Source organism: Actinomyces israelii DSM 43320, from assembly GCF_000711965.1.
Taxonomy (GTDB): Bacteria; Actinomycetota; Actinomycetes; order Actinomycetales; family Actinomycetaceae; genus Actinomyces; species Actinomyces israelii.
The window spans coordinates 1-22538 of record NZ_JONS01000016.1 but is presented as its reverse complement, the minus strand read 5'-3'; the positions used below and the strand labels follow the sequence as shown (position 1 = coordinate 22538).

Below are 22538 nucleotides of genomic sequence, written 5' to 3'. Positions count from 1 at the left end.
CCGGTCGGGTCACACGCCGGCGGCCCGGCGCAGCTCGACGTCCAGGCCCTCCTTGCGCATGCGCAGGTCGATGTAGGTCAGCGCGACGACCGCCGAGGTGAAGGGCAGGACCGCCGCCTGGAGGAAGGAGGAGAGGAAGGACGACGCGGCCATGGCGGTGGCGTAGGGGCCCGGTCTTCCCACGGCCGTGAGCCCGCTGACCAGGCCCAGGGCGCCCGAGACGATCCCGACGAGGGTGCCGGTGATCAGCAGGGCGAGCAGCAGGATGCCGAGCACTCTCCAGAAGCTGCCCTTGGTCAGGTGCCACGACCGGCGCATGCCCTCCCACACCCCCACGTTCTCCAGGATGAGGGCGGCGCTGGAGAAGCTCAGGCGGATCGTGAGGTAGACGGCGACGATGATGAAGACGAGGGTCAGGATGAACAGGACCAGGACGCCGACCATGATGGCCGTCAGGTTCGGGTCCCCGTCGAGGGCGCTGATGATGGCGGCGACGATGGTCACGAACAGGCCCAGCGAGAACAGGGCCGCCACGAGGCTGATCACGCCGATGACCATGGACTGGCCGATGAGCGGCCAGATGCGGGGGCGGACCCGCGCCCAGACCTCGCCCGGCGTGGCGATGCGCCCGAGCACGGAGCGGGAGACCGTCATGATGAGCAGGCCGGTCAGGATGGTGGAGACCAGCGACAGGAGCAGGGAGGGGCCCAGCTGCACTAGGCTCGTGACGCCGGTGATCCGGAAGGTCTCCAGGGCGAGTTCCGTGTCGTCGGCGGACGTCCCGGAGGTGGCCGGCAGCGCCGCCAGGGCGTCGAGCTGGGCGCGCGTGGCCAGGAACGTCACGGCCGCCGACAGCAGCCCGACGATGCTCATGACGATCAGGGCGGGCAGGAACATGGCGCGCGGGTTGGCGCGCAGCGCCTCGAACGCTCCGCTGATGATCTCGGTGACGCCCAGCGGCCGCAGGGGGACGATTCCCGGCTTGGGCGCGAGGACGAAGGGGCTCTGCATGAAGTCCGGGCCCGCCGCCCCGTAGGCGGCCGCCTGACGCGCGTACTGGCCGGCCCCGTAGCGGCCCGCCCCGCCCTGCCCGCCGCCCGGCGGCGGTGTGCTCGGCGCCTGCCACGCCGGACCGCTGCCCGGGGCCTGCTCCGGGGCCTGCTCCGGGGCCTCGGGAGCCTGCTCCGGGGACCGGGGGTAGTCGGATGGCGGCTGCCACGGCTGGTTCGGGGGCCCGTCGGTCTCGCTGGTCATGGCCTCACTGTGGCACGCCGCGGGGACGTTCTCCTCCGACCTGAGGAGGAGATGGGCGGGCCCGGGGGGGGCGGCGCCGTTGTGGAAGACATAACGGGGGCGACACGACGGCATCACGAAGATGGCACGAAGGCGTCACGGAGGTGTTACAAAAGAGGTGCATGGGCCAGTACACGGACGACACGTGCCGAGCGGCGCGCCAACAATGCCTCGTCCGGCGCTTCCTCATGTCAAGATACGTCCTATGAGCACCCGCATCCTGGTCGTCGATGACGACACGGCCCTGTCAGAGATGATCGGCATCATGCTCACAGCCGAAGGCTATGAGCCTTCGTACTGCGCAGACGGGGCCGCCACTATCGACGTTTTCCACAAATCCGATCCCGACCTTGTCCTCCTCGACCTCATGCTTCCCGGCCTCGACGGCGTGGAGATCTGCCGACACATCCGCGAGGAGTCGGATGTCCCCGTCATCATGCTCACCGCGCGCACCGACACCCAGGACGTCGTCGCGGGGCTGGAGGCCGGGGCCGACGACTACGTCACCAAGCCGTTCAAGTCCAAGGAGCTTCTGGCCCGCGTGCGCACCCGGCTGCGCCGCACCTCCGACAATGTCAACGCCGAGCACGTGCGCGCCGGCGACCTCGACATCGACGTCGCCGGGCACCAGGTCCGCCGCGGCGAGATCGAGATCGGCCTGACTCCCCTCGAGTTCGACCTGCTGGTCACGCTGGCCCGCGCCCCCTGGAAGGTCTTCACCCGCGAGGAGCTCCTCGAGCAGGTGTGGGGCTACCAGCACGCGGCCGACACCCGGCTCGTCAACGTGCACGTCCAGCGGCTGCGCGCCAAGATCGAGCACGATCCCGAGCACCCGGCGATCGTGGTGACCGTCCGCGGCGTGGGCTACCGCGCCGGCGACAGCGCCTGACCCGGTCGCCGGCACCCGGATCGTGACCTTCGCCCACCGGCCCGCTCGTGCGAGCTCTTCCGAGGCGCCCCGCAGGGCGCCCGGGGGCGCGCCGACGCCGGTGAGCAGCCCCGGCCTGCGCCGACGCGACGGCTTCATGCCGTCGCTGTCGGCCATCCGGCGCAGCCTGGCCACCCGGATGGCGATGTTCGCCATGGTCGGCGGCATCGTCCTGATCGTCATCCTCCTGGTGGTCGTCACGGCCCGGATCCGCGACGACATCTTCGCCGACCGGCGCGACGTCATCCTCACCGACGCCCGCCTGCGGGTCGCCACCGTCCAGGCGGCCTTCGACACCTCCGGCGCGACGACGGCGGACCAGGTGGCAGCCGTCGCCCAGACGCAGATCTCCTCCGTCGGCCAGTCCTTCGCCGGGGCCGGCGGCGTCGGCGTCGTCCTGAAGCGGAGCGGCACCGAGACCACGGCCAACGTCATCAACGACCTGACCACCGACGTCAAGCTCATGCCGCTGGTCTCCGAGGACCTGACCACCGCCATCGCCGAGAGCACCGGCGAGCACCGGCAGTACTGGAAGTCGATCAGCGTGGACTCCGGCAGCGGCTCCAGTCCGGGCCTCATCGTCGGGCAGCGGGTCTCCCTGCCGCTGGCCGGCGACTACGACCTCTTCCTGGTCTACACCCTGGCTCCGGAGCAGAACGTCATCGACCTGGCCTCCCGGGCCGTGGTCATCGCCGGCTCGGGCTTCCTCCTCATGCTCATCCTGGGGGTCTGGGGTCTGACCTGGCGCGTCCTGATCCCCATCCGGCGCACGTCCCTGGCCTCCCAGCGCCTGGCCGGCGGCCGCCTGAGCGAGCGCCTGCCCGTCCACGGAGAGGACGAGATCGCCACGCTGTCGCGGTCCTTCAACGAGATGGCGGCCTCCCTGGAGGCGCAGATCGAGGCCTGGGAGAAGCTGTCCAAGATCGAGAGGCTGTTCGTCTCCGACGTCTCGCACGAGCTGCGCACCCCCCTGGCCTCGATCCGCCTGGCCAGTGAGCAGATCTGGGAGGCCCGCGACGAGATCGAGGATCCCTTCGCGGCGCGCAGCCTGGAGATCCTCATGCGCGAGATCGACCGCTTCGAGTCCATGCTCACCGACCTGCTGGAGATCTCGCGCATCGACTCCGGGCGCGTGCAGCTGCGCGCCGAGGACGCCGACATGGTCGCCCTGACCCTGGGCGTGCTGGACCTGGTGTCCGTGCACGTCGAGGCCAAGGGCTCCCAGGTCGAGCTCGACGCCCCGTCGACGCCGGTGGTCGCCGAGGTCGACTCCACCCGCGTGGAGCGCATCCTGCGCAACCTCATTGTCAACGCCATCGAGCACGCGGACGGCTCCCGCATCGACATCACCATCGCCGGGTCGCACGACGCGGTGGCCGTGCGCGTGCGCGACCACGGCATCGGCATGAGCCCCGACGTCGTCAGGCAGGTCTTCGACCGGTTCTACCGGGCTGACCCCTCCCGCACGCGGACCCTGGGCGGGACAGGGCTGGGCCTGTCGATCGCCCTGGAGGACGCCGCCCTGCACGGCGGCACGATCGTCGCCTGGGGGTGGCCCCAGGAGGGCGCGTCCTTCCTGCTGACCCTGCCGCGCCACCTGGGGCCGGACGCCGGGCCCGGCACCTTCACCCCGCCCGGGCCCCTCGACGTCGTCCCCGACGACGCCCCCGCCGTCGCCCGCGTGGCCCCGCGCTACGAGCCGGAGCCCAAGGCCGCGACGGCCCCGGCGCCCGTGGTCGTGCCCGCCCCCGCCTCCCGTCGCGCCGCCGACCGGGCCCAGGAGGGCGGCCCGCCGGTCGTGGTCGAGACGCAGGTGGTGCCGCCGCTCGCCGCAGACGCCGACGTCGAGCCCGGGGCGCGCACGCCGGAGGATGTCGCCGGCAGGCGGACGGATCCGGGCGGGCCGTGATGGGACGGGGACAGAGAGCGCGCGCGTCGCGGCGCGCCGTGCTCGCGGCACTGACGTCGGGGGGCGGCCTGGCCGCGCTGGCCGCCTGCGCCGACCTGCCCACCTCGGGCCAGGTCACCTCCTCCGACGCGGTCTCGGCCCGCAGCGGGCAGCTCGTGCAGACGGCCGCCCGGCCGCGGGACGGCGCCGGGCCGGAGGAGGTCGTCTCCGGGTTCCTGCGGGCCTGCATCGCCGGGTTCTCCGACGACTTCGCCACCGCCCGCATCTTCCTGCACCGGGTCGCCTCCGAGGCCTGGGACCCCTCGGCCATCGTCCGCGCCTACACCGGAACCACGGCGCCTGTGGTGGGGCGCGATGAGTCGGGGGCCGTGAGGGTCGCGGTCGAGCTCGTCGGCTCGATCGACACGGACGGGGTCCTGGCCGCCGGCCCGTCGGCCGGGGGCACGAGCGGCTACACGGCCTCCTACTCGCTGGCCACCGACGGGCTGGGCCAGTGGCGGATCGTCGATCTGCCCTCCGGTGTGCTGCTCCCGGCGGGGAGCCTGTCAACCAACTTCGTCGCCACGAGCCTGTACTTCCTGGCCCCCGACCGGAAGCGCTTCGTCCCCGAGCTGCGGTGGCTGCCGCGGCGGGACCTGGCCGCCGCCGCCGTCGAGGCGCTGCTGGACGGACCTGGGGACTGGCTCGCCACGGGGACGTTCTCGGCGCTGTCCGACGGCATGATGCCGGCGGACGGCGGCGTCGTGCTCGAGGACGAGACCGTGACCGTGACTCTCGATGCGGCCACAGCCGGCCTGGGGGAGCAGGACCGCTCCCTGGCGGTGGCGCAGCTGAGTGCGACGCTGAGCCGCATCGAAGGCGTCTCGTCGGTCGTCGTCATGGCCGGGGACGAGCCGATGGGCGAGCCGGCCTCGATTCAGGAGCCGGATGCCGACGGCGGCGCGGTCGTCGGCCTGAGTGCCGGCGCCGTCGTCCAGGGCACCAGCTCGACCCGCAAGACCCTCGCCACCGTCCAGGCCCTGGGCACCGCCCAGGCCCGCTACCCGGCCCTCGGCCCGGACGGGACGGTCTACGCCCTCAGCGCCTCGAGCCTGCTGCGGCTGCGGCCGGGAGAGAGCGCCGCCAGCGTCATCGCCTCGGTGGGGGAAGCCGATGCGGGTGCGGGCGGCCTGCTGCCTCCGGTGGCGGACCGCTACGGCTGGGTGTGGACGGCCGCCGACGGCGCGCTGACCTCGGTGGGGAGCCTGGGGCAGCGCGCCCAGCTGGGCGCGCACTGGCTCGAGGGGCGCGAGGTGACAGCGATGGACCTGTCGGCCGAGTCCGCCAGACTCGTGCTGCGCCACCGCAGCAGGGGCGACGGGGGCGACGAGCGCGTGAGCGTGGCGGTTGTCGTGCGCGCGGACGACGGGGCGCCCACCGGGCTCGGCGAGCCGCTGCCGCTGCCGCTGGCCGCGGGCTCGGGCGTCACCGGGCTGGCGTGGTGCGATCCGGTCAATGTGGCGGTGCTGGCGCCCGGTGAGGCCGGTCAGGGGACTCTCGACATCCGCTACGTGCAGGTCGGGGGGATGAAGACGAGCGTGGCCGGCACCCAGGGCGCCAAGGCGCTCGTCGCCGACCGCGTTACCGGCGCGGCGCTGCTGACGGATGAGCGCGGCCAGGTCTGGCAGCGCAAGGGCGCCACCTGGCGGGTGCTGACCACGGAGGTCGCGGACCTGTCCTACCCGCTGCCCTGAGCCGCGCCCGGTCGAGTGCGGCTTCAGACCAGTCGGCGCGGTGGGGGAGCGGAAGACGGGGCCGGCCCGTGAGCCGGTCCCGGTCGCGTCATGACTGGCGGGCGGGGACGACAGGGCCCCCGGCTACAGGACCTGGGCGTCCAGGCGGATAACCCCGTAGGTCCACCCGTGGCGGTGGTAGACCGCGCACGGCTGCTTGGACGACTTCTCGATGAAGAGGTAGAAGGGGTGCCCGACGAGCTCCATCTGGTAGAGCGCCTCGTCGACCGTCATCGGCACGGCCTGGTGCAGCTTCTGACGGACGATGATGGGGGAGTCCCCCAGCTGCGACTCGACGGCGACCCCCGGCTCGGTCGGGGCCTGGGGCGAGTCCTCGATCGGCGCGTCCCCGGTGTCGGGGACGACGACGGCCTCCTCCGCGGCGGCGGGGGCCTCCTGGTCCTTGGCGGCCTCGACCACGTAGCGGCGGTGGTTCTTCTTGCGGTCGCGCGCGCGGCGCAGACGCTCGGTCAGCTTGCCCATGGCGATGTCGAAGGCGGCGAAGCGGTCGGAGGAGCTGGCCTCGGCCCGGATGATCGGGCCCTTCGAGATCACGGTGATCTCGGCGCGCTCGGCGGTGTCGGCCTGGCGCGGATTGCGCTCGTGGGTGACCTCGACCTCGACACGCTGGACGCGCGGGTCGAGCTGCTCGACCTTGGCGGCCTTCTCCTCGACGTAGTCCCGCAGGCGAGAGCTGATCTCAGCGTTGCGGCCGACGACGGTGATGTCCATGGTGAACCTTTCTGGGTCCTGGTGATCCTGCGGGGGATCGGGCTGGGGGAGCACCCGTCGCACCGTGCGGCGGGTTCTGGATGGTCGCTCACCACCTCCCCGAGTGCCTGTCCGCCGTCCGGGCGGAGTGCCGTGCAGCCACCTGCGTGCGGCTCGCGCGTCCGTGCGCTGTGATACATAAACTACACCATAATGGCGCCTCTCAGTGGGGCTTTGATGTCACCGACAGGGAGCGATCCCGGGCCGATCGTCCGGCGCCGGTACCGGTCCGCCCGGCACGACCGGGTTCGCCCTGCGCGATGGCGGCGGGGCGGCCGCCACGGCGAGCGCGCCGACGACGCGGGCCCCCTCCGCGTGCAGCGCGCGGGTGCACGCCCCCAGGGTCGCGCCGGTGGTGACGACGTCGTCGACCAGCAGGACCGCCAGCCCCGCCACCGGCACCAGGACCCGCGGCGGGCTCGCGCGGTTGGCCCGCCGCTGCCGCGCCGAGCGGCCGGCCTGGCGCGCGCCGCCGGTGAGCCGGCGGCGCAGCAGGTCCGTGCTGAGGACGCTCAGGGCCCGGCGGCCTCTTCGCGTCGGGTCGGCCTGCGGCCACCCGGCGGCCACGCCCTGGGCGACGGCGTCGGCGAGCGCGGCGGCCACCAGGCGGCCCCGGGCGCGGCGGACCCAGCCGGAGGGGGCCGGGACGACGAGCAGCGGGCCGGCGCCGACGACGGCGCGCGCCTCGTCGTCCAGGGAGCGCGCCCACAGCCGGCCGGCGCGCCTGCCCGTCTCGGCCATGAAGGACGCCAGGTCCTCGCGGGCGCCGTTCTTCCAGCCCAGCACCATGTGGCGCACCGGTCCGGCATAGACGGCCACGGCCCGCACGTCCAGCGCGCCGGCGGCGTCGGCGTGCTCGACGGCGGCGGGCTCCCCGGCCAGCAGGTCCCGGCAGTCCGGGCACAGCGCGGTGTCCCAGCGCCCGCAGCCGGCGCAGGAGACCGGCAGCACGAGGCGAGCCGCCTCGCGCAGGCGCTCCAGGCGGCGGGAGGCGGCCGGCGTCGGGGCCGCGCGGGGCGCGCCGCCGGGCGGGGACGGGGCCATGCCCCACGGTCTCACGACCGTGCGGCGCAATGAGGCAGATCATGCGGCAGCGTGATGGCCGCCCACGGGGCGTCCACTACGATGGGGGGCGTCTGTGCCCGGTGACCGGGCGTTGAGGGCGCCCGTGCCCGGGGACTCAGCCGTGCGCAGCGCGCACCCCACCACCAACAAGGGAGAAGCCAGCGTGTCGATCGTCGACCGGATCCTTCGCATCGGTGAGGGCCGTACCCTCAAGAAGCTCGGCGCCATCGCCGACCAGGTCGAGGCGCTCGCCGACACCTATGCGGACTTCACCGACGATGACCTCAAGGAGGTCACCGCGGACCTCAAGGAGCGCTACATCGACGGGGAGACCCTGGACTCGCTGCTGCCCGAGGCCTTCGCCACGGTGGTCGAGGCCGCCGACCGGGTCTTGGGGATGCGGCCCTTCCACGTCCAGATCATGGGCGGGGCGGCCCTCCACCTGGGCAACATCGCCGAGATGAAGACCGGTGAGGGCAAGACGCTGGTGGCCACCATGCCCTCCTACCTGCGGGCGCTGACCGGCAAGGGCGTGCACGTGGTGACCGTCAACGACTACCTGGCCGAGTACCAGTCCGACCTCATGGGCCGCGTCCACCGCTTCCTGGGGCTGACCACCGGCTGCATCCTGACCGGCCAGACCCCCGCCGAGCGCCGCAAGCAGTACGCGATGGACATCACCTACGGCACGAACAACGAGTTCGGCTTCGACTACCTGCGCGACAACATGGCCCAGCGCCCCGAGGACCTGGTGCAGAGGGGCCACGCCTTCGTCATCGTCGACGAGGTCGACTCCATCCTCATCGACGAGGCCCGCACCCCGCTGATCATCTCCGGCCCCGCCACCGGGGATGTCAACAAGTGGTACAAGGAGTTCGCCAAGATGGCCGGGCGCCTGCGCGCGGGCAAGGACTACGAGGTCGATGAGAAGAAGCGCACCGTGGGCGTGCTGGCGCCCGGCATCGAGCGCGTCGAGGACTACCTGGGCATCGACAACCTGTACGAGTCGGAGAACACGCCGCTGATCGGCTTCCTCAACAACGCGATCAAGGCCAAGGAGCTCTTCCACCTCGACAAGGACTACATCGTGCGCGACGGCGAGGTCCTCATCGTCGACGAGCACACCGGCCGCGTCCTGCCGGGCCGCCGCTACAACGAGGGCATGCACCAGGCCATCGAGGCCAAGGAGCGCGTGGAGATCAAGGCCGAGAACCAGACCCTGGCCACCATCACCCTCCAGAACTACTTCCGCCTCTACCCCGAGGGCTCGCGCTCGGGCATGACCGGCACCGCCGAGACCGAGGCCGCCGAGTTCAACGGGACCTACAAGATCGGCGTCGTCCCGATCCCCACCAACAAGAAGATGATCCGCACCGACCAGCCCGACCTGGTCTACACCACCGAGGCGGCCAAGCTGACCGCCGTCGTCGATGACATCGTCGAGCGCCACGAGGCGGGCCAGCCGGTCCTGGTGGGCACCACGAGCGTGGAGAAGTCCGAGCGGCTCTCCAAGATGCTCAGCGAGCGGGGGGTCCCCCACGAGGTCCTCAACGCCAAGCAGCACGCGCGCGAGGCCGCCATCGTCGCCATGGCGGGGCGCAAGGGCGCCGTCACCGTGGCCACCAACATGGCCGGCCGCGGCACCGACATTATGCTGGGCGGTAACGCCGAGCACATCGCCGTCGCCGGGCTGAAGGAGGCGGGCCTGGACCCGGAGGAGAACGCCGAGGAGTACGACAGGGCCTGGCCCGCCGCGCTCAAGGCCGCCCAGGACGCCTGCAGGGCGGAGCACGACGAGGTCGTCTCCCTCGGCGGCCTGTACGTGCTGGGCACCGAGCGCCACGAGTCGCGCCGCATCGACAACCAGCTGCGCGGACGCTCCGGGCGCCAGGGCGACCCGGGCGAGTCCCGCTTCTACCTGTCCATGGAGGACGACCTCATGCGCATGTTCGCCTCCAACGCCGCCCAGCGGATCATGGCCTCGGGCGCCTACCCCGACGACGTGCCCCTGGAGTCCAAGGTGGTCACGCGCGCCATCGCCAGCGCCCAGCGGCAGGTCGAGTCGCGCAACTACGAGATCCGCAAGAACGTCCTGAAGTACGACGACGTCATGACCGAGCAGCGCGAGAAGGTCTACGACGAGCGGCACCGCGTGCTCGAGGGCGAGGACCTCGAGCCGCAGGTCGCGGCCTTCCGCTCCCAGGCCGTCGAGACGATCGTCGCCAGCCGCACCTCCGAGGGCCGCGCCGACGAGTGGGACCTGGACGCCCTGTGGGACGACCTGGCCCACCTCTACCCGGTGGGGCTCACCCGCGACGAGCTCGTCGACGCCGTGGGCGGGCTGGACCTGCTGACCTCCGAGCGGCTGTCGGCCGAGCTGTCCGAGGACGTGGCGGTGGCCTATGAGGACGCCGAGAAGCGCATGGACGACAACGCGCTCGCCCACGCCCAGCTCGGCGCCGAGCCCATGCGCACCCTGGAGCGCCGCGTGCTGCTCGCGGTGGTGGACAAGCGCTGGCGCGAGCACCTCTACGAGATGGACTACCTCAAGGAGGGCATCGGCCTGCGAGCCATGGCCCAGCGCGACCCGCTGGTGGAGTACGCCAACGAGGGGGCCCACATGTTCAAGGCGATGATGGAGGGCATCCGGGAGGAGACCGTCGAGCAGATCTTCGCCAATGTCGGCCGCTTCGACGCCGCCGCCGCGCGCGCGGCCGAGGACGGCACGGCCGAGGCGGCCGCCGCCGTGGCCGCCGCCGACGGCACCGCCGCGGCCCGGCTCAAGCTCGGGTCGGGGGCCAGGACCGGCAGCGTGCTGGGCTCGACCGGCAGGGAGGCCATGAGCAGGCGGATGACCTACTCGGCCCCCGCCGAGGACGGCACAGGGGCGGCCACCTCGACGACGCCGGGCCCGCGGCCGAGCGGGACGGGCGGCGCAGGGGCGTCGGGGTCGGCGGGCCCGCGGTCGGCAGAGCGGGCGGGGGCGCCCTCCGGCGGGGCCCCGCGCGCCGCCAACCGGGCCCAGCGGCGGCGCGCCGCCAAGAGGAAGCGGCGGCGCTGAGGCCGGGCGCGACGACGGCTCGGACGCGGGGCCGGTCGGGCGCGACGGCGGACTCAGCCGATCTCGAGCGTTGACATGACCCACCGGCCGCGATGAGGGACCAGGAGAGCCGCTGCGGCGCGGACCTGCGAGCCGTCGTCGAGCAGGATGGCGGCCTCGCAGTTGCCCGACAGGGTGATCTGGGTGTGGATGGAGCACACCCTGGGCCTGGGGCGACCGGGCTCGGTCCCCAGCAGCCGCAGTGCCAGGCCCGCGCGGCGGGCCAGCGCCTGGAACATCTCGGGGGTGGTCCATCGCGCCAGGTGGTCCACGGGCCTGTGCCCGCTGAGGGCCTCCGCGGCCGCCGTGACGATGCCGGCGGCATGGCGCCGCGGGTCGGGCAGGTCCCGCGAGTCCGGCAGGGCCTCGGCGGTCGCGGGTTCGGACCTGGACAGGGTCTTCTTGCGCCGCCGCTTGCGCTGCTGCCGGAGGCTGAGCTCGGTCTGGAAGCGCAGGCGGTCCCACTGCCGGCGCTCGGCGCCCGCCATGGGCGTGCGGGGGACGACCTCGCCCGCCGGCACGCCGACAGCGGTCCTGGGGACGCGCGGCTGCGGCCCGGTCGGCTCCGGGCGGCCCGGCGCGGGGCGCGTGGGGGCGGAGCTCTTCCCGGCGGGGAGCGGCTGCGTCACCCCCGGGGCGGGCGGCGCGGCGGCTGTCACGGCTGTCACGGCTGTCACGGCCGGCTCCCGTCGTCGGCGGGTCCCTGGGCGCGGGTAAGTGAGTCGGGCAGGTCCAGGGCGTCGCCCGGGTGGATGAGGGAGGGGTCGGCGCCGATGCGCTCGGCGTTCGTCTCATAGATCAGGGGCCAGGCCCGCACGATCTGCTCGTCGGCGGCGCCGGGCCCCAGGGCGGCGGCGGTGATCGACCACAGGGACTCCCCGGGCCCGACGACGTGCGCGGACGAGGATCCGGACGGGGCGCCGGCCCGGTCGCCGGCGGCCTCGCCGGGAGCGGGAGGCTCGACGCCGGGGTCGCCGTTCTCGACGCCGGGTGCGGGCTGGGCGGGCTCGGCCTGCGGGGCGGAGGGCCCGCCGGCGCCCGCCCGCCACCCCAGGTCGTCGGGGACGGAGGGGGCGGCCGCCGCCACGGGGGTGACTGCGAGCCCCGCGACCACGGCGCCTGCGGTGATCCGCCGCACGAGCGGGGCGCCCCACCGCTGGAGTGCTGTGTTGGCGCGGCCGCCCGCTGCGGCGCCCACCGGCGCACTGGGCGCACCCGCCGCGGCGAGGGCGTCCTGGAGCAGGACGGTCAGGGCGAGTCCCGCGGACGCCAGGTGCCACAGGCAGCCCGCGGCCCCGAGCCCGCACGCGAGCGCGATGGCGCTCTGGGCGATCTGGGCCGTGCTCCACCACGCCACCGGCACCGAGGCGAGGCCGGCGGCCGCCGACCAGGCGTTCGCCGCCAGGACCGCCGTGCCGACAGCCGCGGCCAGCGCCACCGCAACAAGATGCATGAGAGAGCGCATAAGATCCTCCACCATTGGAGATGCTGTTTGAGGTGATTTGATATTGCACGTTCATGTGAGAAAAGTCAAGTTGTTCTGCGGCGGGGCGTGGCGCGAGCGGGCCGGCGCGGCCGCTGCGCGCCCGGGCGGGGAGGTGCGCAGGGCGCGCAGGGGCAGCCGGTCAGGGGCGCTGGAAGACGCGCAGGGGTGCGCTCAGCGGCGCGCAACGCGTGGAAGTGCGCTCTTGCCGCCCCGCCGGTCGCCGTGGTGGGCTGCCTCCATGGACTGGGACGCGCTGCTGGCAGACCTGGAGAGCCGCTTCGAGGCGGAGCGCCGCGCCGACATCGCCGCCCAGGCGGCGGACCTGGCGGAGGCCGAGATCGCCGTCGTGCGGATGGCCGATCGGCTGCGCGGGGCCGTGGGGCGCGCGATCCGCCTGCGCACGCGCGGCGGCACGCCGGTCGATGGCGTGCTGGTGCGGGCGGAGGACGGCTTCGTGCTCATCGACGAGGGGGACGGCCTGCAGGCTCTCGTCCCCACCGGCTCGCTCGCGTTCCTCGCTCCGCTGCCCGGGCCCGCGCCCGAGCCGGACGGGCGCCGGCGCCCGACCCTTCGGGCCGCCGCGCGCGAGCTGGCCCGTAGCGGTGCGCGGGTGCGGGCGATGACCCCCGCCGGGGACGTCATCGGCCGGATCGCACGGGTGGGGGCCGACTACCTGGACGTCGTCGTGGACGGTCCGCGCAGCGACGAGCGGCACCGGGCGGCAGGGGCGCCGCGCAGAGGCGTCGTCACCGTGGCCCTGGGCGCCCTCGATGTGCTGCGCAGCCGGTGAGCGCACCCGTTCGGGGCGCGCTCACCGGGCGCGCTCACCGGGCGCGCTCACCGGGCGGGTCACTCCTTGTCGAGGGAGCGCCCCGCGGCGACCATCTCGCGTGTGGCCTCCAGCTGGCGCTCGATGTAGGCGTCGAAGGCGCTCTCCGGGACCCGCCACAGGCGGCGGGCGCCGACCTGGAGGGCCGGCAGGTCGCCGGACTGGATGAGGGCGCGCACGCCCTGGGCGGACAGCTGCAGGTTCTCGGCGACCTCGGCAATGGTCAGGAACTTGTCTTTCATGGCACGATAATGACACTCCGGCGCACAGCGCGCCATCCCTGAACAGCCTTGTGGATAATCAAAGATGCTTCCAGGCTGTGCCAGGGCCCCATGAGTGATCAGGAGAGTCTCGTGGCCCCTTCCCGCCGCGGCCCCGCACCGGCCGCCGATGCTGCACCTCCGGCTCGCAGACGCCGGTCCACCTGGCGCGACCCGCGCATGGCCGGCGGGCTCGTCCTCATCGGGGCCGCCGTCGCCCTGGGCGCCTGGGCGGTGAGCACCGCAGCGGACACCCAGCAGGTCTACGTCCTGGCCCGCGACGTCGCCCCGGGCCAGGACCTGACGGCCGACGGGGTCCTGTCCCTGGTGGACGCCCACCCGGGCACGGACGCCTACATCCCGGCCGGCGAGCTGCCCGAGCGCGCCGTCGCCCAGCGGTCCCTGAGCGCCGGCGAGCTCCTGCCCGCCGGCGCCGTGGGGTCCCAGACGCCGGAGGACCTGCGCGCGATCGTCCTGAGGGTCTCCTCCAGCCTCCCCGCCGGCACCGCCACCGGCGACGTCGTCGATCTGTGGGTCCTGCCCGCAGCCCGGACCGCCGCCGAGAGCCCGCGGACCCAGGCCGAGGTCGTCGCCGAGCACCTGACCGTCTCGGCGGTCGGGCAGACCGATGAGGGCCTCATGGGCGGGGACACCACCGAGGTCGAGGTCCTCGTCCCCGCCGGCTCGGTGGCCGCGGTGCTCACCGCCGTCGGCGGCGACGGCGCCCTCGTCCTGGTCCCCGGCGGCGCCGGGAGCTGAGATGGACGAACGACTGCACGGGGTCCTCCTGGCCGTCTCCGGGGACGACGCCGACCTGCTGCGCGCCATCGACGCGCGCGGATCCGGGCTGCGCGTGGTGCGCCGCTGCGCGGACGTGGCCGAGCTGCTCAGCGCCGCCATGGCGGGCCTGGCCGCGCTCGTCGTCATCGACGCGGACTTCGACGACCTCGACCCCTCGGTCGTGGACCGGCTGAGGCACGTCGGTGCGAGCGGCGTCGTCCTGGCGCCCGCGGACCGGGCGGAGCGCTGGGCCGCACTCGGGTGGCCCGTTGAGGACCGGGAGGCGGATCCCGAGGCCGTGCGAGCGCGCGTGCAGGCGCTCGCCCGCGCCGTCGAGCCCGCTACGAGTCCGCGCACGCCCCCGCGGGCGGGCTCCTCCGCCTCGCCCGCCCGACCCGGGGCCGACGACCGGCTGTGGGCCGAGCTGACCGCCTCGGGGCCGCCCACCCCGACCGCTCCGGACAGGCCCGAGGAACCGGGGCGCCACGGACCGGGCGGCAGGATCGCGGTGGTCTGGGGGCCGCGCGGCTCCTCGGGCAGGACGACGATCGCCGCGGCGCTGGCCCACAGCCTGGCTCCGGCCGGCGGCACGATCCTGGTCGATGCCGACCTGGAGGGGCCGTGCCTGACCCAGGTCCTCGGGCTGCCGGAGGACTCCTCAGGCCTGGCCACCGCCGCGCGCCTGGCCGGGCACGGCAGGCTGGATGACGAAGCCCTCGAGGCGCTCCTGGTCCCCGTCGGCCCCTCGGAGCGCCTGCTGTCCGGTCTGGGACGGCCCGGGCGCTGGCGCGAGCTGCCGCCCTCGGCCATGTCCCAGGTGTGGGCGCGCTGCCGGGGCCTGGCGGCGTGGACCGTTGTCGACATCAGCGGCGGACTGGTCGATGACTCGGTCGACGAGTACACCCTGGAGCCCGGCAGGGGAGCCGTGGCGGCCGACCTCGTGGGCGGCGCCGATGTCGTCCTGGTGGTGGGCGGGGCGGATCCGGTCGGGGTGCGCAGGCTCCTGCAGCTGCTGGGCGACCTCGACGGGGAGGCGCGCCCCGCCGGGCGGATGGAGGTGGTCGTCACGCGGGTGCGCTCCAGCGTGGCGGGGCCCTCGCCGCAGCGCGCCGTCAGGGACGCCCTGGAGCGCTACGGGAGGGTCAGCGAGGCGGTGCTCGTGCCCGACGACCCGGCCACGGCCGATCGGTGCCTGATGGAGGGGCGCGCCGTGACCGAGGCGGCGCCGGACAGTGAGCTCGGGCGGGCCCTGGCCGGGCTCGCCGACCGGGTCGACCCGCAGGCGGCCGCCTCCGGGCGCGAGGGCGGACGCGGGCGACGGCGCAGGCCCGGGCTGCGACGCCGCCGCGAGAAGCGGGGCGCTGCGCGGGCGCTCCGGTCGGCGCCGGCCCCGACGCAGCGGCCGGCGGCGCCCGCGCCCTCCGCCGGCGCGCCGGCTCCCGCTCCTCCACCGGACAGGGGCGCAGCCCCGCGGCGGGGGCCGCAGCCCCCGCCGCTCGCGGCCCCGCCCCCGCCTCAGGCCGGGGACGGGGGCGGGAGCCCGGCCGCGCCCGGCGCGCGCGTGAGGCGGCGCCGGAGCCGACGCGCCCGGTAGGGGCGCGCTCCGCATCGGGCGGGCGGGGCACACTGGGGGCATGCGCGTTTACCTGCCTGCGACGGCCGCCGACCTGTCCGCCCCGCAGATCAGCCCCCGGACGGCTCATGCGGTCACGCCCGCCCTGGCCCGGGCCCTGCCCGATCAGGACGAGGAGGGTCTGGAGGCCTCGGCGAGCCTGTGCGCTGCCGACGCCTCCCTGGTGCTCCTGGCGGCCCCCGGCGCCGAGGGCCTGGCGGATCGCCGCGTCGTCATTGCGGCGGACGTCGAGGACGCCCGGGTCGCCGAGCCGGCGGCGGGCGGGGACGTGCTGCCGGGCACGGTCCGGGTGGAGGCGCCGGTGGGCTGGGAGGCCGTGGCCGCGCTGCTGGTGGACGAGCGGGCGGCGGAGGCGGACGTGCGGGCGGCGCGCGCCGGCGACGAGGAGGCCTTCGAGCGGACCGCCGAGGCCGACCTGCTGTGGTACGACGTCACCGAGCGCGGGCCCCTGTCCGCCGAGCTCGCGTAGGGGCCCCGGTCGGCCCGGGCCGCCCGCTTTGCCGAGGTGGTTGCTCTCCGGCTCGAGATCGGTTCAAGGAGGGCTCGGGGCCCGCCGCCGGGTCTCCAAGCTCTCCGGGGGTCAGGCAGGGCGTCAGGCGGGCGCCTCGAGCTGATCTCGCCGAGAAAGAAGCCGCAGGCCCGCCCCGGAACCAGTTGTCTGGTGTCCCGCGTCTTCAGCTTCTAGCTTCTGTTGAGCTCTGGGCATGGCGATACGGGGCCGGCACCTGGTCTGGCTGAGGCTGTCGAGGGGCGCGAGCAGCTGGGGCGGTGGGGCGCGAGCAGCTGGGGCGGTGGGGCGGGAGGAACGAGTCCGCTCAGGGGCCGGCGGTGCGCTGTGGACGCTACCACCAGATACTCGAGACCGGCTGATGAGGCGGGATGCTAGGAGGCGGTGATGCGCAGCGTTGAGCCCGACGGCGCCCTGACCACCTCGATGCGGTCGGGTATCTGGCGGCGCAGCTCCTCGACGTGGGAGACGATGCCGACGGTGCGCCCGCCCGCCTGCAGGCGCCCGAGCTCGGCCAGGACGGCCTGAAGGGTCTCGGGGTCGAGGGAGCCGAAGCCCTCGTCGACGAAGAGGGTCTCCATGGCGACGCCCCCCGACTCGGCGGTGACGACGTCGGCCAGGGCGAGGGCCAGCGCCAGGGACACGTAGAAGGTCTCCCCGCCCGAGAGCGTCTTGGGGTCGCGCACCCTGCCGGAGGAGAAGCGGTCGACGACGCCCAGCCCCAGCCCGCGGTCGCGGCGCCCTGCCGAGCCGGCCTCGTCGTCGACGCGCACGAGCTCGTAGCGTCCCGAGGACATCTGGGCCAGACGGCTGTTGGCGAAGACGAGGACCTCGGCGAAGCGGTCGAGAAGGACCCACGTCGCCAGGGGCGCGGCGGCGTCATTGCGGCCGGCGACCAGTGCGGCCACCAGAGCCGGCGCCCGGGAGCTCTCAAGGGCCTCGACGAGCCGGGTGGCGGCCCCGTCCACGGCCGCCAGCGCCTCCTCCAGGTGCCGGTGGGACTCCAGGGCGGTTGCGTGGACCGCCAGCGCGGCGTCGCGCGCCTTCTCGGCGGACTCCAGGAGACGGCGGGCGCCCGCGATGTCGGCGGTCTCCTGGCCGGTGAGGGCGGCGATCCGCGGGTCCTGGGTCAGCGCGTGGCGGACGCGTTCGCGGTCGGCGCGCTCGCGGTCGACGGCCTCGGCGAGGGCCTCCAGCTCGGCGGGCGGCAGGGCGGCCCGCTCGGCCTCCGCCGCCTCGGCGAAACCGGCCCCGGACAGGGCCTCGGCCAGGTCGGCCGAGGCGCCGGCGGCCTCCTGGGCGGCGGCGCGGACAGCGGCCAGGTGCGTGCGGGCCGACTCGGCGGCCCGGGCGGTCCTCAGGAGCGAACGGTGCCGGCCGGCGACCGTGGCGTGCTCGCCGGCGGCACCGGCGCAGCGCGCCCGGTCCTGCTCAAGAGCGGTCTGCGCTGCTGCCAGGCGCGCCCGGTCCTCGGCCAGCGCGGTGCGGTCCGCCTCCAGGGCGTCTCGCATGGCGGCGGTCTCCTCTGCGAAGCCGGCCAGCTGCTCGGCCAGCTCCGCGGCGGGGCGTGCGGCATCAGCGAGCGAGCGGAGGCGCTCGGCCGCCTCCGCCAGCGCGGCCTCGAGCTCGGCGAGGGGACGGGCGCCCGAGGCGTCGAGGGCCGCGCGGTGCTCGCGGTCCAGGTCACCGTGCTCGCGCGCCCTTTCGGTCAGGATCTCGTCGGCGCGGGCGCGGTCGGCGTCGGCCCGCTCGACCTGGGAGCGGCTGACCGAGCCGGACTCCGGGGCGGCGGGGGCTGGGTGCTCCGGGGAGCCGCACACGGGGCAGGGCTCGCCGTCGACGAGCTCGGCGACAATGGAGCCGGCGGTCGCCTCCAGCCAGGCGCGGTGCTGGGCGGCGGCGTGCGCCTTGGCCTCCTGCACGGCGGCGGTCGCCTCGGCGACGGCCCGCCGGCTCGCGTCCAGCCCGGCGCTGAGGTCCTCGGCACGGGCGGCGGCGTCGCGCCGCGCGGCGGCGGTCTCGCGGTCCACGCGGGCCTGGGGGAGGCGGGCCTCGGCTCGGCGCGCGGCCTCCAGGGAGGTCTCGAGCTCGGCGTGACGGGCGGGCCGGGCCGCCAGCACCCGGGCGCGCTCGTCCACATCCGCGCGGAGCGCATCCAGGTCGGCCTGCTGGTGCGCCAGTGCCTCCTGGCGGTCCGCCAGGTCCGTCTCGAGGGCGACCAGCGGTTCGAGGGTTCCGGCGAGGGTGCGGGTGCGGGCCGCGGCGGCGGCCAGGTGCTCCTCGGCGCGTCGAAGGCGGCGGGGGTCCTCCAGGTCGGGGGCGCCGTCGGGCGCCTGGTGCGCGAGGGTCGCTGCGGTGGCGGTTTCACGGTCTTCGGCGGCCAGGTGGGCGTCCACGCCCAGGGACCGCGTCGCCAGGTCCCGAGCGGAGACGAGGTCCCGCAGGGCGCGTGCGCGACGGTGCAGGGCGGTGGCGACCCGGGAGGCGCGCCGGGCGGCGTCGAGGCGGGCGACATCGGCGTCGTGGTCGGGGCGGTGGGCGTCGAGCTCGTTCTGCTCGGCCAGGAGCGCCTCGCGCCGCTCGAGCCGCTGGCGCAGGTCGACGGCGGCCTCCGCGGCCGTGCGCGCCTCGGCCGCCTCGGCCCGGGCGCGCTCCACGGCATCGGCCAGCGGGGCCAGGGCGGCGCGGCTGCGGGCAAGGGCCTCCTCGCCGACGACGGCGATGGCGTCGGCATCCGGGACGGCGGCGCCGGCCTGCTCCGCCAGCGCGGCCAGCCGCTCGTCCAGGGAGGGCGCGGCAGCCCCGGCGGGCTCGGCGGACGCAGCGGGCCCGGCGGCGCCGCTGCCGGCAGCGTCGGCGCCCTCCGGGGGAGCGTCGTCGCCGGCCCCCGGGACGGGCAGGGCCGCCAGCAGCGGGGCCGCGAGCTCGACGCGGGCCCGGAGCGCCTGGCGGGCGGCCTGGGTCTTCCGGTCGGTCAGGCGGCCGCGCTCGGCGATCTCGGCCTGGATGGCGTCGAAGATCGCGGTGCCGAAGACGTCGCGCAGCAGGGCGTGGCGATCCGCGGACGTCGCCCGCAGGAAGCGTGCGAAGCGCCCCTGGGGCAGCACCACCGTCTGGGTGAACTGGTCGCGGCTGAGCCCCACGACGCGGGCGACCTCGGCGCCGACGTCGTCCAGGCGGGTGAGGGGATCGTCCAGGGGCCGCCCGCCGGGGGCGGCCAGGCGCCACAGCCTGGCGGAGGCGTTCTGCCGGGTGGTGCCGGTGCCGCGCTTCTTGGGCCGCCGGTACTCGGGGCTGCGCAGGACCCTGTAGACGCCGGCCGAGGTGGAGAAGGTCAGGTCGACCTCGGAGGCGGCGGCGCCGTCCACGAGGGTGGAGCGCAGGCGCTGCTTGGACGAGCCGGCCGAGTCGGCGACCTGCCCGTACAGGGCGAAGACGATGGCGTCGATAATGGTCGTCTTGCCCGCACCGGTGGGGCCGGTGAGCAGGAAGCGGCCGGAGGCGGTGAAGCGGTCGAAGTCGATGGTCTCGGTGCCCGCGTAGGGGCCGATACCGGTCATGGTCAGCGTGTGCAGCCGCATCAGTTCCTCCTCCGCTCGCCGGCGCGCACGGCGTCGTAGGCGGCGGCCATGACGGCCTGCTCGTCGGGCCGGGCGGGACGGCCGAGCATCTCGGCCAGAAACCGGCCGGTGACCTCCAACGGGTCGCTTCCGCGCGTGACGGGAGCGCAGCCGCCCTCGGCTCGCGGGGGAGGCGTGTGGGAGAAGGCCAGGAGATTCGGCAGCTCGGCCTTGAGGCGCGCCATGGCGTCCGGCTCCATGGCGCCGGTGAGGACCACCCGCACCCAGTCCTCGCGGTGCTCGGGGGCCAGGGCCAGGACCTCGGCGAGGGTGCCGGTGAGCGTCGTCGCCCGGTAGGGCGCCGGAGCGGGAACGCGCTCGAGGCGGGTCACGCCGTCGGCGCCGATGTCGAGCAGCGCGGTGGACTTGGGGGAACCCGCCTCGGGGAAGGAGAAGGGCAGAGGGCTGCCGCTGTAGACGAGGCGGGGGCCGGGTGCGCCGGCACCGTCGGCAGTGCCGGCACTGTCGGCACTGCCGGCACCGGCGGCGCCGGCGGCGCGGATCTCCTGGGGGCGGTGGAGGTGGCCGAGGGCCACGTAGTCCAGGCCGCCGGAGCGCTCGGCCAGCGGCGAGCCGCCCAGGCCGGCGTAGACGCCCGCGGGTACGGAGTCGACGCCGCCGACGCGGATATCCCGTTCGGACTCGGCAGTCGGCCTCCCGCCGACGACGAAGGCGTGGGACATGACCAGGGCCGGGACGCGGGCGGTTGCCGTAGCCCTTCGGGCGGCGAGGTCGGCGGCGACCAGTCGCAGGGCGCCCGAGACGACGGCCTCGTGGCTGCGGGGCAGTCTGCGCGGGGGCTGCGAGGCCGCGGGGGAGTCGGGCCCGGGCGAGTCCTCGGACCCGGCGGCACGGACGGCGTCGGGATCCTGGGCGGGGGCCCCGCCGGTCTCCCCGAGCCGCTCGGCGAGGAGAGGAGGCAGGGAGTCGCGGGCCGCGTCCGGGTCCAGGTAGGGCAGGGCGTAGACGTACAGGCCGTCCGCGCCCCCGGGACCGGGGATGATGATCGGCCGGTCGACCTCAGCGGTGCGGGCGCGGATGGTCAGGCCCTCGCGCAGGAGACCGGCCCCGAAGCCGAGGCGCTGGGCGGAGTCGTGGTTGCCGGGGGTGAGGACCACCCGGGTCAGCTCCGACAGGCGGCGCAGGGTCTCGTCCAGGAGGCGGACCGAGTCGGTGGGCGGGATGGCGCGGTCGTAGACGTCCCCGGACACGACGATGGCGTCGACCGCCTCGCAGCGGGCGAGCTCGACGAGGTGGTCGGCGAAGGCCGCCTGGGCGTCGTCCAGGACGCGCCCGTGGAAGGTGCGCCCCAGGTGCCAGTCGGAGGTGTGCAGGATCCGCATGGGTGCACCCTCTCACAGGGGCGCGACGCGAATGAGCAGGCACGGATGAGCAGACCTTGTCCGCGGCCCGCCCCCTCGTCGAGATCGGTTCGGCCTTGGGCGGCGCCGTCGATCGGCGCGAGCCGGATCGCCGTCGTCGAGCCCATGACCCTGTAGGGCTGCGGCAGGCGGTCGCCGCTCAGTCCTTGATGGTGAGGATCTCCTCCACGTCCGCGCGAGAGGGGGAGAAGGCGGCCAGAGGAGTGTCCGACGTGCCCCAGCGCGATGCCGATGGCGAGCGTCTCGTCCTCGCCGATCCCCATGATCTCGCGGACCACGCCGGGGCGGTTGACGAGCGCGTAGGCGTTGATGGCCCCCAGGCCCTTGTCGAATGCCGCCAGGGCGAGCATGGCGGAGAACGCGCCGAGGTCGTGAACGGACCACAGGGGGGAGTTCTTCGGGATGGTGATGTAGAGGACCGCCTGGGCGTTGAACAGGCGGCCCTGGGAGGCGGTGAACTCCCGGGCGGTCTCGCCCAGGGCCGCAATCTCCTCACCGGTGGCCGCCATATTGGCCTGAGCGGCCTGCGACCACTCGGTGCGGGGCATGACCGGGAAGTCCGAGTCCCCCTTCTCGCCGGCGGCCGCACTCGCGATGTAGTGCTCCTTGATCCGCTGCAGCGCGGCACCAGTGGCGGCGTAGACGCGCCAGGGCTGGGAGTTCACCCACGACGGCGCCTGCTGGGCGATGCGAACGATGTCCACCAGATCCTGGCTGGGCACGGGCTGATCGGTGAAGTCGCGGACGGAATGGCGCTTCGCGACAACCTGCTTGAACTCCATCATGCTCTCCTTCCGGACGCCGGTGCGCCCGGCGGAGACAACATCCGGTCGGCCCCGGGCATTCCGGGTGTTGTCTGTGGGTGGGGTTTTTGGGGGTGGTGGTGGTTGTGGGTGTGGCGGTAGAGTTGGTGGTGCTGGTCGATGGTGACCGGTGTGCGGGGCTGGTTGTGGCTCGTTCTGTCTGTTCTGTCTGTGCTGTCGGTGCTGATGGTGGTGAGTGATGGTGACTGTGTCGTTCTCGCTTCGTCGTGGTGGGGTGCTGGTGGTGGCGCTGGTGGGCGTGTCGTGCGTGCTGTCGGCCTGCGGGCGGGGGGATGGGGGCGTGTCGGCGTCGGCCGGCTCTGAGGCTTCTGAGGTCTCGGCGTCGCCGGTGGTGGACCTGCCGGAGGAGCAGGCGGCGGCGCGGGAGGCGGCTCTGGC

General features: G+C 74.7%; 17 protein-coding genes and 1 pseudogene. 9 read left to right on the top strand and 9 right to left on the bottom strand.

What is annotated here, in order from left to right; genetic code table 11:
* Positions 1–9: 9 nt before the first annotated feature.
* Complete coding sequence (locus tag O145_RS19560) at positions 10–1254, bottom strand: glycerophosphoryl diester phosphodiesterase membrane domain-containing protein (RefSeq protein WP_043561714.1); 1245 nt, start codon at positions 1252–1254, stop codon at positions 10–12.
* 244 nt (positions 1255–1498) lie between these two features.
* On the opposite strand from O145_RS19560, the gene mtrA reads away from it, so the two are divergent.
* The 3 genes from mtrA to O145_RS07090 all read left to right on the top strand — a co-directional run bounded on the left by mtrA (position 1499) and on the right by O145_RS07090 (position 5863).
* On the top strand, positions 1499–2182 hold the full coding sequence (gene mtrA, locus O145_RS07100; protein WP_043561711.1) for an MtrAB system response regulator MtrA: 684 nt from the start codon (positions 1499–1501) through the stop codon (positions 2180–2182).
* A 100-nt stretch (positions 2183–2282) separates the two neighbouring features.
* Positions 2283–4130, top strand: a complete 1848-nt coding sequence (gene mtrB, locus O145_RS07095; RefSeq protein ID WP_043561708.1) for an MtrAB system histidine kinase MtrB — start codon at positions 2283–2285, stop codon at positions 4128–4130.
* Positions 4131–4168: 38 nt separating this feature from the next.
* Positions 4169–5863 (top strand): LpqB family beta-propeller domain-containing protein, encoded by a 1695-nt coding sequence (locus O145_RS07090; protein ID WP_229118414.1) that lies wholly within the window; start codon positions 4169–4171, stop codon positions 5861–5863.
* 123 nt (positions 5864–5986) lie between these two features.
* Here O145_RS07090 and hpf read toward each other — a convergent pair whose 3' ends face one another.
* Both hpf and O145_RS07080 read right to left on the bottom strand, forming a co-directional pair.
* A complete protein-coding gene (hpf, locus tag O145_RS07085; protein WP_043561705.1) occupies positions 5987–6634 on the bottom strand; it encodes a ribosome hibernation-promoting factor, HPF/YfiA family in 648 nt (215 codons plus the stop codon).
* A 219-nt stretch (positions 6635–6853) separates the two neighbouring features.
* Positions 6854–7717, bottom strand: a complete 864-nt coding sequence (locus O145_RS07080; RefSeq protein WP_052374799.1) for a ComF family protein — start codon at positions 7715–7717, stop codon at positions 6854–6856.
* 184 nt (positions 7718–7901) lie between these two features.
* Here O145_RS07080 and secA point away from each other — a divergent pair, with 184 nt between their 5' ends.
* Positions 7902–10799 carry a preprotein translocase subunit SecA gene (secA, locus tag O145_RS07075; protein ID WP_043561702.1) on the top strand — a complete coding sequence of 966 codons (2898 nt, stop codon included), beginning with the start codon at positions 7902–7904 and terminating at the stop codon, positions 10797–10799.
* A gap of 53 nt (positions 10800–10852) precedes the next feature.
* Here secA and O145_RS19000 read toward each other — a convergent pair whose 3' ends face one another.
* Together O145_RS19000 and O145_RS07065 are read right to left on the bottom strand one after the other, a co-directional pair.
* On the bottom strand, positions 10853–11515 hold the full coding sequence (locus O145_RS19000) for an Rv3235 family protein (protein WP_229118413.1): 663 nt from the start codon (positions 11513–11515) through the stop codon (positions 10853–10855).
* Positions 11512–12303, bottom strand: coding sequence for a LysM peptidoglycan-binding domain-containing protein (locus O145_RS07065; protein WP_043561699.1), 792 nt, complete (start codon positions 12301–12303; stop codon positions 11512–11514). The genes O145_RS19000 and O145_RS07065 overlap by 4 nt, the downstream gene beginning before the upstream one ends.
* A gap of 259 nt (positions 12304–12562) precedes the next feature.
* On the opposite strand from O145_RS07065, the gene O145_RS07060 reads away from it, so the two are divergent.
* A complete protein-coding gene (locus tag O145_RS07060; protein WP_043561695.1) occupies positions 12563–13114 on the top strand; it encodes a hypothetical protein in 552 nt (183 codons plus the stop codon).
* A 59-nt stretch (positions 13115–13173) separates the two neighbouring features.
* Here O145_RS07060 and O145_RS07055 read toward each other — a convergent pair whose 3' ends face one another.
* Positions 13174–13395: a helix-turn-helix domain-containing protein gene (locus O145_RS07055; protein ID WP_043561689.1), complete on the bottom strand. Its 222-nt coding sequence runs from the start codon at positions 13393–13395 to the stop codon at positions 13174–13176.
* A 111-nt stretch (positions 13396–13506) separates the two neighbouring features.
* Between O145_RS07055 and O145_RS07050 the strand changes: the two genes are divergently transcribed.
* Genes O145_RS07050 through O145_RS07040 form a run of 3 tightly spaced genes read left to right on the top strand, consistent with a single transcriptional unit; the run spans position 13507 to position 16295 of the window.
* Positions 13507–14172: a CpaB family protein gene (locus O145_RS07050; protein WP_156966639.1), complete on the top strand. Its 666-nt coding sequence runs from the start codon at positions 13507–13509 to the stop codon at positions 14170–14172.
* A gap of 1 nt (position 14173) precedes the next feature.
* Entirely contained in the window at positions 14174–15787 is a 1614-nt protein-coding gene (locus tag O145_RS07045) for a CpaE/TadZ family protein (protein ID WP_043561683.1), read from the top strand.
* 40 nt (positions 15788–15827) lie between these two features.
* Positions 15828–16295, top strand: a complete 468-nt coding sequence (locus O145_RS07040) for a DUF6912 family protein (protein ID WP_043561680.1) — start codon at positions 15828–15830, stop codon at positions 16293–16295.
* A gap of 413 nt (positions 16296–16708) precedes the next feature.
* Here the strand turns inward: O145_RS07040 and O145_RS07035 are convergent, their stop codons facing one another.
* The 3 genes and pseudogenes from O145_RS07035 to O145_RS07025 form a co-directional block, all read right to left on the bottom strand.
* Positions 16709–19915 carry an AAA family ATPase gene (locus tag O145_RS07035; protein ID WP_043561677.1) on the bottom strand — a complete coding sequence of 1069 codons (3207 nt, stop codon included), beginning with the start codon at positions 19913–19915 and terminating at the stop codon, positions 16709–16711.
* Positions 19915–21297, bottom strand: a complete 1383-nt coding sequence (locus tag O145_RS07030; RefSeq protein ID WP_043561674.1) for an exonuclease SbcCD subunit D — start codon at positions 21295–21297, stop codon at positions 19915–19917. The genes O145_RS07035 and O145_RS07030 overlap by 1 nt, the downstream gene beginning before the upstream one ends.
* 311 nt (positions 21298–21608) lie before the next feature.
* Positions 21609–22118: pseudogene (locus O145_RS07025) on the bottom strand (nitroreductase family protein); the annotation flags it as partial.
* Between the two features lie 220 nt (positions 22119–22338).
* Here O145_RS07025 and O145_RS07020 point away from each other — a divergent pair.
* The coding region (locus tag O145_RS07020) for a hypothetical protein (RefSeq protein WP_043561672.1) at positions 22339–22538 on the top strand (200 nt) is incomplete at its 3' end.

Coding starts and splice junctions, on each gene's coding strand:
- O145_RS19560 (WP_043561714.1), bottom strand. CDS start 1,254: ATGACCAGCGAGACCGACGGGCCCCCGAACCAGCCGTGGCAGCCGCCA.
- O145_RS07035 (WP_043561677.1), bottom strand. CDS start 19,915: ATGCGGCTGCACACGCTGACCATGACCGGTATCGGCCCCTACGCGGGC.
- O145_RS07030 (WP_043561674.1), bottom strand. CDS start 21,297: ATGCGGATCCTGCACACCTCCGACTGGCACCTGGGGCGCACCTTCCAC.
- O145_RS07060 (WP_043561695.1), top strand. CDS start 12,563: ATGGACTGGGACGCGCTGCTGGCAGACCTGGAGAGCCGCTTCGAGGCG.
- O145_RS07065 (WP_043561699.1), bottom strand. CDS start 12,303: ATGCGCTCTCTCATGCATCTTGTTGCGGTGGCGCTGGCCGCGGCTGTC.
- O145_RS07080 (WP_052374799.1), bottom strand. CDS start 7,717: ATGGCCCCGTCCCCGCCCGGCGGCGCGCCCCGCGCGGCCCCGACGCCG.
- O145_RS07040 (WP_043561680.1), top strand. CDS start 15,828: ATGCGCGTTTACCTGCCTGCGACGGCCGCCGACCTGTCCGCCCCGCAG.
- hpf (WP_043561705.1), bottom strand. CDS start 6,634: ATGGACATCACCGTCGTCGGCCGCAACGCTGAGATCAGCTCTCGCCTG.
- O145_RS07045 (WP_043561683.1), top strand. CDS start 14,174: ATGGACGAACGACTGCACGGGGTCCTCCTGGCCGTCTCCGGGGACGAC.
- O145_RS07055 (WP_043561689.1), bottom strand. CDS start 13,395: ATGAAAGACAAGTTCCTGACCATTGCCGAGGTCGCCGAGAACCTGCAG.
- mtrA (WP_043561711.1), top strand. CDS start 1,499: ATGAGCACCCGCATCCTGGTCGTCGATGACGACACGGCCCTGTCAGAG.